Source organism: Cyanobium sp. A1C-AMD, assembly GCF_024346495.1.
In the GTDB taxonomy this organism is placed as follows: domain Bacteria; phylum Cyanobacteriota; class Cyanobacteriia; order PCC-6307; family Cyanobiaceae; genus Cyanobium_A; species Cyanobium_A usitatum.
On sequence record NZ_JAGQDB010000097.1, the window covers coordinates 1 to 7,620 of the forward strand.

At 65.5% G+C, this 7,620-nt stretch carries 8 protein-coding genes; 6 read left to right on the forward strand and 2 right to left on the reverse strand.

Annotation, left to right across the window (positions count from 1 at the left end):
* The coding region (locus KBY74_RS12505; protein ID WP_254942975.1) for an SDR family oxidoreductase at window positions 1-577 on the reverse strand (577 nt) is incomplete at its 3' end.
* Window positions 578-778: 201 nt separating this feature from the next.
* Here KBY74_RS12505 and KBY74_RS12510 point away from each other — a divergent pair.
* From KBY74_RS12510 to KBY74_RS12525, 4 genes are all read left to right on the forward strand, one after another.
* Complete coding sequence (locus KBY74_RS12510; protein ID WP_254942980.1) at window positions 779-1,771, forward strand: ATP-binding cassette domain-containing protein; 993 nt, start codon at window positions 779-781, stop codon at window positions 1,769-1,771.
* A 50-nt stretch (window positions 1,772-1,821) separates the two neighbouring features.
* The gene (locus KBY74_RS12515; RefSeq protein WP_254930774.1) at window positions 1,822-2,556 is read left to right on the forward strand and encodes an ABC-2 family transporter protein; all 735 of its coding nucleotides are present in this window, start codon (window positions 1,822-1,824) and stop codon (window positions 2,554-2,556) included.
* Window positions 2,553-3,365, forward strand: a complete 813-nt coding sequence (locus KBY74_RS12520) for an ABC transporter permease (RefSeq protein ID WP_254942981.1) — start codon at window positions 2,553-2,555, stop codon at window positions 3,363-3,365. Before KBY74_RS12515 ends, KBY74_RS12520 begins: the two co-directional genes overlap by 4 nt.
* Before the next feature lie 64 nt (window positions 3,366-3,429).
* On the forward strand, window positions 3,430-4,740 hold the full coding sequence (locus KBY74_RS12525; protein WP_254942976.1) for a Rieske 2Fe-2S domain-containing protein: 1,311 nt from the start codon (window positions 3,430-3,432) through the stop codon (window positions 4,738-4,740).
* Here the strand turns inward: KBY74_RS12525 and aroB are convergent.
* Window positions 4,737-5,840, reverse strand: coding sequence for a 3-dehydroquinate synthase (aroB, locus tag KBY74_RS12530; RefSeq protein WP_254942977.1), 1,104 nt, complete (start codon window positions 5,838-5,840; stop codon window positions 4,737-4,739). The genes KBY74_RS12525 and aroB overlap by 4 nt on opposite strands.
* Window positions 5,841-5,877: 37 nt before the next feature.
* Between aroB and KBY74_RS12535 the strand changes: the two genes are divergently transcribed.
* Both KBY74_RS12535 and KBY74_RS12540 read left to right on the forward strand, forming a co-directional pair.
* Entirely contained in the window at window positions 5,878-6,768 is an 891-nt protein-coding gene (locus tag KBY74_RS12535; RefSeq protein ID WP_254942978.1) for a carbohydrate ABC transporter permease, read from the forward strand.
* Between the two features lie 63 nt (window positions 6,769-6,831).
* Window positions 6,832-7,620 (forward strand): hypothetical protein (locus KBY74_RS12540; RefSeq protein WP_254942979.1); only part of this gene is annotated, 789 nt, incomplete at its 3' end.

Below are 7,620 nucleotides of genomic sequence, written 5' to 3' on the forward strand. Positions count from 1 at the left end.
ACACCCGGGCCACCAGGCGGCGGGGCAGGCTGCTGCTCTCCTGCTGGTTGGGGCCGGAATAAACCACCCCCTCCCTTTCGCTGCGGCTGTCGTCCTCGCTGAGGCCGCCGGGGCGCACCACGGTCCAGTCGAGTCCGCTTTCTTCAAGCCAGCGCTCGCCCAGGCGTTTCCACACCAGGATCAAGCCAAACAGGTTTAGGGGGTGCTGCCAGCGACCGGCGCAGAGCGAACTCACCAGCACCACCCGCTTCAGGCCAACTGCCTGGCAGGCGCGGATCTGGTCGCGCACCCCGAAGGCATCCACCTTGAGGGGGCCGGCCAGATCCACTGATGGCCTGGCGCCAGTGGCGATCACCAGGGAGTCACAGCCGCTCAGGGCGGCATGCAAGGCCTCGGTGGCACTGAGATCCAGACGCCGCACATCGAGCCGCCCTTGCTGCTCTGCTTCAGCCAGGGCCGCTGGCAGCACCGAGCCGGGCCGCACGATCGCCCGCACTGCCAGGCCCCGCTTCAAGGCTTCATCCACTACGCGCCAGCCGGTTTTTCCGGATGCTCCCGTCACTGCCACCAGGCTCATCGCTGCATCTCCGCCATCACAGCACCATGTTGCTCGTTTGGGGGATTGGCTGGCAGCAGGCTGCGCTTCAGCCAGGGCCAGCACACTGATAGTCAACGCTTGTCATCGTCTTAGAGGCTGCGGGTGTGCGGTGCCTAAACCTTAAACAGCCCAGCTGGCTGCCTACGGTGAGCCTGATTGCAAAACGTTGTGGCAGGGCCAATCATTCGCGCCAGCGGGTTGAGCAAGACCTACCGAATTAGCGAGAAGCAGCCTGGCCTGGCCGGCACAATCCAACATCTGCTGCGGCGACGCCATCGCGATGTGCTGGCGGTGGATGGAATCAGCTTCACAATCGAGCCGGGCGAGATCGTTGGTTTCCTGGGCCCCAACGGCGCCGGTAAGACCACCACCTTGAAGATGCTCACCGGCCTGATCCACCCCAGCGGCGGCGAGCTGGAGGTGGCAGGCCACGAGCCCTTTCGGCGTCAGGCCCGCTTCTTGCGCCAGATCACCCTGGTGATGGGCAACCGCCAGCAGCTGATCTGGGACCTGCCCGCCCTCGATTCGCTGCGGGTTAATGCCGCTGTCTATGGCATTGCGGAGGCGGAGGCCCAGCGGCGCATTGGCCAACTCGCCGAGATGCTGGAGCTGGGCCAGGAGCTGCGGCGACCGATGCGCAAGCTTTCCCTGGGCCAGCGGATGAAGGCCGAACTGCTGGCGGCCCTGCTGCACGAGCCGGCGGTGTTGTTTCTCGATGAGCCCACCCTGGGTCTGGATGTGAATGCCCAGGCGCGGGTGCGGGATTTCCTCGCCGACTACAACCGCCGCACCGGCGCCACCGTGCTGCTCACCAGCCATTACATGGGTGACATCACCGCCCTCTGCCCGCGGGTGCTGCTGATCCACCAAGGCCAGCTCTTCCACGACGGTTCCCTGGCCGATCTCACCCAGCGGTTGGCCCCCTGCCGCCAGGTGCGGCTGGAGCTTGCCGACCTCCACCCACCGGAGGCCTTTGCCGGTTTCGGCCAGCTCGAGGCCCATCAGGGCCACCTGGTGCGGCTGCTGGTGCCGCGGGCCCAGCTCGCCGAGCAGGTGGCGGCGCTGCTGGAGCGCTTTGCGGTGGTGGATCTGGAGGTGAGTGATCCGCCGGTGGAGGAGCTGATCGGCGGTTTGTTCCGACAGCGTGATTCAAACTCCGGGGCTTCCCAGTGAGCTGGGCATGGCGGGTGGCGCGGGCGCTGCTGGGCAGTCAGTACGCGCTGATGCTCGAATACCGGGCCGAGATCGCCCTCTGGGCCCTATCTGGGGTGTTGCCCTTGATCATGCTCGGCGTCTGGAGCGGCTCGGGCGCGGCGGCGGCGGCTGGCCTCTCACCCCAGCAGCTCAGCCACTACTTTCTTGCTGCCTTTGTGGTGCGCCAGTTCACGGTGGTTTGGCTGATTCAGGTGTTCGAAGACGACGCCCTGCAGGGCCGCCTGTCGCCCTTCCTGCTGCAGCCGCTTTCGCCGCTCTGGCGATACCTGGCGGCCCATTTCAGTGAACAGGCGTCTCGAATTCCGTTTGTGGCCGTGATGGTGCTGGTGGTGGGGCTGGCGGCGCCCGGCTTGCTGTGGCTGCCGTCGGCGGGGGCTTTGCTGCTGGGAATTCTGGCGATTGTGGCGGCCTTTTTGCTGCGCTTTCTGCTGCAGGTGCTCGTTACCACCCTTTGTTTTTGGAGTGAGCGGGCAGCGGCCCTCGACCGGCTGTTGATGATTCCCTATCTGTTTTTGTCTGGCATAGTTGCACCCCTGGACACCTTTCCTCCAGCGGTGCGGCGGCTGGCCCTGGCCACTCCCTTCCCCTGGATGGTCGACTTCCCCGCCCGGCTGCTGGCCGGCGAACCGGTGAATGTGGCTTTGGGTTTTGGGGCGATCGCCGCCTGGTGCCTGCTGCTGCTGCCGATCGGCCACTGGCTGTGGCGGGCGGGCCTGCGCCGCTACTCGGCGATGGGGGCGTGAGGGAGTTTGCGCGCTACTGGCGCAGCCTGCGCTGCTTTTGGGGCACCTCCCTGGCGGCCGAACTCGAATACCCGCTCAATGCCTGGATCGAGCTGCTGTCGGTGCTGGGCAACCTGGCAGGCAGCGTCTTTGTGCTGCAGCTGCTGTTTGGTGGTGGGCCCCAGCTGGGTGGCTGGAGCTGGAGTGGCGCTTTGGTGGTGCTGGGCCTCTACACGCTGCTGGATGGGTTCACCACCTGCGTGCTGCAGCCCAACCTCAGCCGCATCGTTAACCACGTGCAGACCGGCACCCTCGACTACGTGCTGCTCAAGCCAATTGACAGCCAGTTCTGGCTGTCGGCCCGCACCGTGTCGCCCTGGGGGCTGCCAGGAATATTGGCTGGCCTTGGCTTGATCGCCTGGGCCCTGCTGAACAGGGGTCCTGGGGCTCCATCCGGCCTGCCGGCGGCTGGGCCCGTGCTGCTCTCGCTGGCGCTGCTGTTTGCAGCCCTGGTGATTCTCTACAGCCTTTGGTTTGTGTTGGCGGCCCTCAGTATCTGGTTTGTGAAGGTGTGGAATGCCACCGAGGTGTTGCGCTACACCCTGGTGGCTGGCCGCTACCCGGTGAGTGCCTATCCGCCGGCGCTGCGGCTGCTGTTCACCTTTGTGCTGCCGGTGGCCTTCCTCACCACCGTGCCCGCCGAGGCGTTGCTGGGTCGGGGTTCGGCCATCTGGGCTTTCGGTTCTTTGCTGGCCGCCGGGCTTTGCCTGGCTGGCAGTCGCCTGCTGTGGCGCTACGCCCAGCGCTTCTACACCTCGGCTTCTAGTTGAGCGGAGCTGCGGGTCAGCGCGCCATCATCGATCCACCGGCTCTCCCCAGTTGCTGCCGCACCCCATGGTGATCCCCGCTCCTGCCAATCCCACCTCCAGCATCAGGGAGGAGCACTGGTTGCAGCGCTGGTATCCGGTGGCCTATCTGCAGGATCTCGACCCTCGCCGCCCCACGGCCTTCACCCTGCTGGAGATGGATCTGGTGCTGTGGTGGGACGCTGCAGGCCAGCAGTGGTGCGCCTTTGCCGACGTCTGCCCCCACCGGCTCGTGCCCTTGAGCGAAGGCCGCCTCAACGAAAGGGGTGAGCTGGAGTGCCCGTATCACGGTTGGAGTTTCAACGCCCAGGGCAGTTGCACCGCGATCCCCCAGGCCGAAGCCGCAATCGACGCCAACCCACGCAGCTCCTGCCGCCGCTACGCCACAGCCAGCGCCCAGGGGCTGCTGTTTGTGTTTGCCGGCGACCCGGCCACGGCTGCGGCGGTGCCCCTGCCGCTGGTGCCCGTGCTCGAGGAACCCGGCTGGCTGGTGCAGGACACCTTCCGCGACCTGCCGATGGATGCCCTCACCCTGCTGGAGAACGTGCTCGATGTGAGCCATGTGCCCTTCACCCACCACCGCACGGTGGGTAAGCGCCAGAACGCCGCTCCGGTGGTGGCCGAGCTCACAAGCTTCGGGCCGGAGGGGTTCACCGCCACTTGGCCCGAGGGCCCGCGCCGGGGGCGCCTGGGCAGCCAGTTCACCACCTTTCAGGCGCCGGGCCTGATGTGGCACGACCTCACGGCGAAGGGATTTGCCCGCTTTCTCACGGTTGTGTATGCCACGCCGATCCGGGCTGGGGAATGCCGCTTGTTTGCCCGCTTTCCGTTTCAGTTCCGCTCGCTGTTGCCCAGGCTCCTGCTGCGGGCTCGGCCGGTGTGGTTGCAGCACATCGGTAACCACACGGTGCTCGAAGACGACCAGGTGTTTCTGCACTGGCAGGAACGGGTTCAAAACCAGGCGAGCTTCCTGCCCACCAGCGCCGACATCTACGTGCGGGCGTTGCACAAATGGGTCAAAGATTTTGCTGGCCAGCCATGCCCAGGCTCCGCCCTGCCGCCCCGGCTGGGTCGCTCAGCCCTTATGGATCGCTACGACAGCCACACCCGCCACTGCCGTGCCTGCTCCGGTGCCCTGCGACAGATACGCCGCTGGCGGCCGCTAGTGCTGGTGGCCCTGGGGGTGGAGCTGCTGCTGGCGGCCTGGCTGCCCGGGCTGACGGCCCGGTTGACCCTGCTGGTGCTGCTTGGCGGCAGCGCCCTGCTATTGCGGCAGCTAAATCGCTGGGAGCGCCAGCTATTGCGCGGCGACGGCCACCCACCCCGCAACGCCCTTTAGGCGCAGCTGGCGAGGGCGCTGCGGATGGTTGCTTCGCTGACGTCGTTGCGGATCTCAACCCTGCCGATGCCGGTGGGCAGCACGAAGCGCACCTGACCCTCCCTCACCTTCTTGTCGCCCTGCAGGCAGGCCAGCACGGCGTCGGGATCAAGGGCTGGCCAGGCCAGCGGCAGACCTGCTGCGGCGATTACGGCCCGCTGGCGCGCCTTGTCGCTGGCGCTCCACAGGCCCATGGCCAGGGAGATTTCGCCAGCCGCCAGCATGCCCAAGCCAACGGCTTCGCCATGGAGGTAGGTGCCATAGCCGCAGAGGGTCTCCACCACGTGGCCCAGGGTGTGGCCGTAGTTGAGGATCGCCCGCAGGCCCCCTTCGTGTTCGTCGGCGGCCACCACCTTCGCCTTGGCGGCGGCGGAGCGCACCAGAATTCTTTGCAGCAGCTCGGCTGACAATGTGTTCAAGCTGGCCAGCTGAGGGCCGTTCGCCTCAAGCTCGGCAAGCAGCTCGGAGTCGCCGATCACGCCGTATTTGATCACCTCGGCCATGCCAGCGCGAAATTCGCGCTCCGGCAGGGTGGCAAGGCTGCTGGGGTCGATCAGCACTAGGCGCGGCTGGTGAAAAGCGCCGATCAGGTTTTTGCCGCCTGGGTGATTGACGCCGGTCTTGCCGCCGATCGCCGCATCCACCATCGCCAGCAGGGTGGTGGGCACCTGAACCACGGCAATGCCTCGCAGCCAGGTGGCTGCCGCAAATCCCGCCATGTCACCCACTACGCCACCGCCAAGGGCAACGATCAGCGAGCCCCGCTCCAGCCGTCGGGCAAAGGCTGCGTCATGGATCAGCCCCACGGTGGCTGGGGTTTTCTGATCTTCTCCCGCCTCGATCACCAGGGTGCTGGCATTAAGCCCCGCCTCGCTGAGGCTCTGCAGGGCAGTGGCGCCGTAATGGGCTTCCACCACGGCGTTGGTCACCAGCAGCACCTTGGTGCCTGCTTTAAAGCCCAGACCCCGAATCTGGTCGCCCAGACTCAGCAGGGCTGCCGAGCCGATGATCACCGGGTAAGGGGAAGCCTGCAGCTCCACCCTGATCGTTTGCAGATCCATAGGGCGATCATTATCTAGCCCAGGTACTTTGCCTTGTATGAGCGAGGCCAATCTCCGCAAGCGCACCGCCACGGCCTGGGGCTTTTTGATCCCTGCCCTGGTGCTGATCGGGCTGTCGGTGCTGATCCCGGCAGCGATGGCATTGGTGATGAGCTTCAGCCAGGCCGGCCTCGATGTGAGCGAGCCGCTGCGCTTCGTTGGCCTGGCCAATATCCGGCGCCTGGTGGCCGACCCGATGTTTTTCCGGGTTACCGGCACCACCTTTTTGTATCTGCTGGGAGTGGTGCCCCCGATCGTGGTCGGCGCCCTGGCCCTAGCCGTGCTGGTCAACCGCCAGTTGCCTGGGATCCATTGGTTTCGCGGTGCTCTGTACACCCCGGTGTTGGTGTCGATCGTGGTGGCGGCCATTGCCTTTCGCTGGATCTATGCCGAAAACGGCCTGATAAACGGCTGGCTCACCGCCCTGTTGGGCAGCCGCTTCGATCCCATCGGTTTCCTCACCTCGCCGCTGCTGGCCCTGCCGTCGGTGATGCTCGTGACCCTCTGGAAGGGCCTCGGCTACTACATGGTGATCTTTCTGGCCGGGCTCCAGGGCATCTCCCCCGATCTCTACGAGGCGGCGGCCCTCGATGGCAGTGAGGGCTTGCGCAAGCACCTAGACATCACCCTGCCGCTGCTGCGGCCCTACATCACCCTGGTGGCGGTCATTTCCGCAATTGCGGCCACCAAGGTGTTCGAAGAGGTGTATTTAATGACTCAAGGTGGCCCTGCCGATTCCACCCGCACCCTCGTTTACTACGTCTACGACCAGGCTTTTGCCGAGCTGGAGATCAGCTACGCCTGCACGATTGGTTTGGCATTGTTTTTAATCGTGCTGATGCTGAGTTTGGTGCGCTATCTCTTCGCTGGTGATCGCGGCCTCACTTGAAGAGCCTGTTACCAGACCAGTCCCGGAAGTCTGCCTAGGGTTAGTCCGCCTGAAATGACGGCAATGGCTTCCTCCGGTGGCAAAACTCGCTCCAGCCTCAGCGAACGCCAGATGGTGGGCCTGTTCAGCCTTGGGCTGGGAGTGGTGCTGTTTCTGTTGATCCTGATGCGGGGCCAGCAGGCCGCCCGCGAGGGCAACCAGGAGATCAGCAATGACACCTATTGGGTGCTGGTTTCGCCACTGGTGTTTTCCGCTTTTGGCGTGGTGTTGTTGCGCTCCCCCAAGGCTGGGGTCGGCGCACGGGGACGGGCGCTGGAGCAGTCGCAGCGCACCACCCAGTCGGCCCAGGCTGCCCTAGCCAGGGTTGACGAGGGGGCTAGCCAGCAGCTGGCCCAGGCTCGCGCCGAGGCGGCGGCGGCACTGGCAGCGTTGGAGTCGCTCCAGGGCGAACAGGACAGAACCGCAGCCCAGGCGGGCGCAAAAATTAGGGCTTTGCAGGCTGAGCTCTCTGCAGCCCAGCAGGCTCGCGTTCAGTTAGAGGCCAACCTGCGCCGCGATCTGGTTACCCAAACAGCCGACACCAGCGATACTTTGGCGGCCGTCCAGTTGGTGGAGGGCCAGCTGGATGCCTTCGCCGGTGGCTTCAATGATCAACTGGCAGCGGCTCGGCGTCAGCTCGATGGGTTGATTGCCAGTCAGGAGCAGCAGCTGGCCCAGCTACGCAGCGAGGCAAGCCAAGCCCAGGCGGCTCTAGACCAACTTCGCGGCGACCAGGAGGCCCAGGAAGTGGTGGACCGTTTGGAGCAGGGCGCGCCAGCTTTTGTGGCTGCCGCCCCAACAACCGCTACCGGT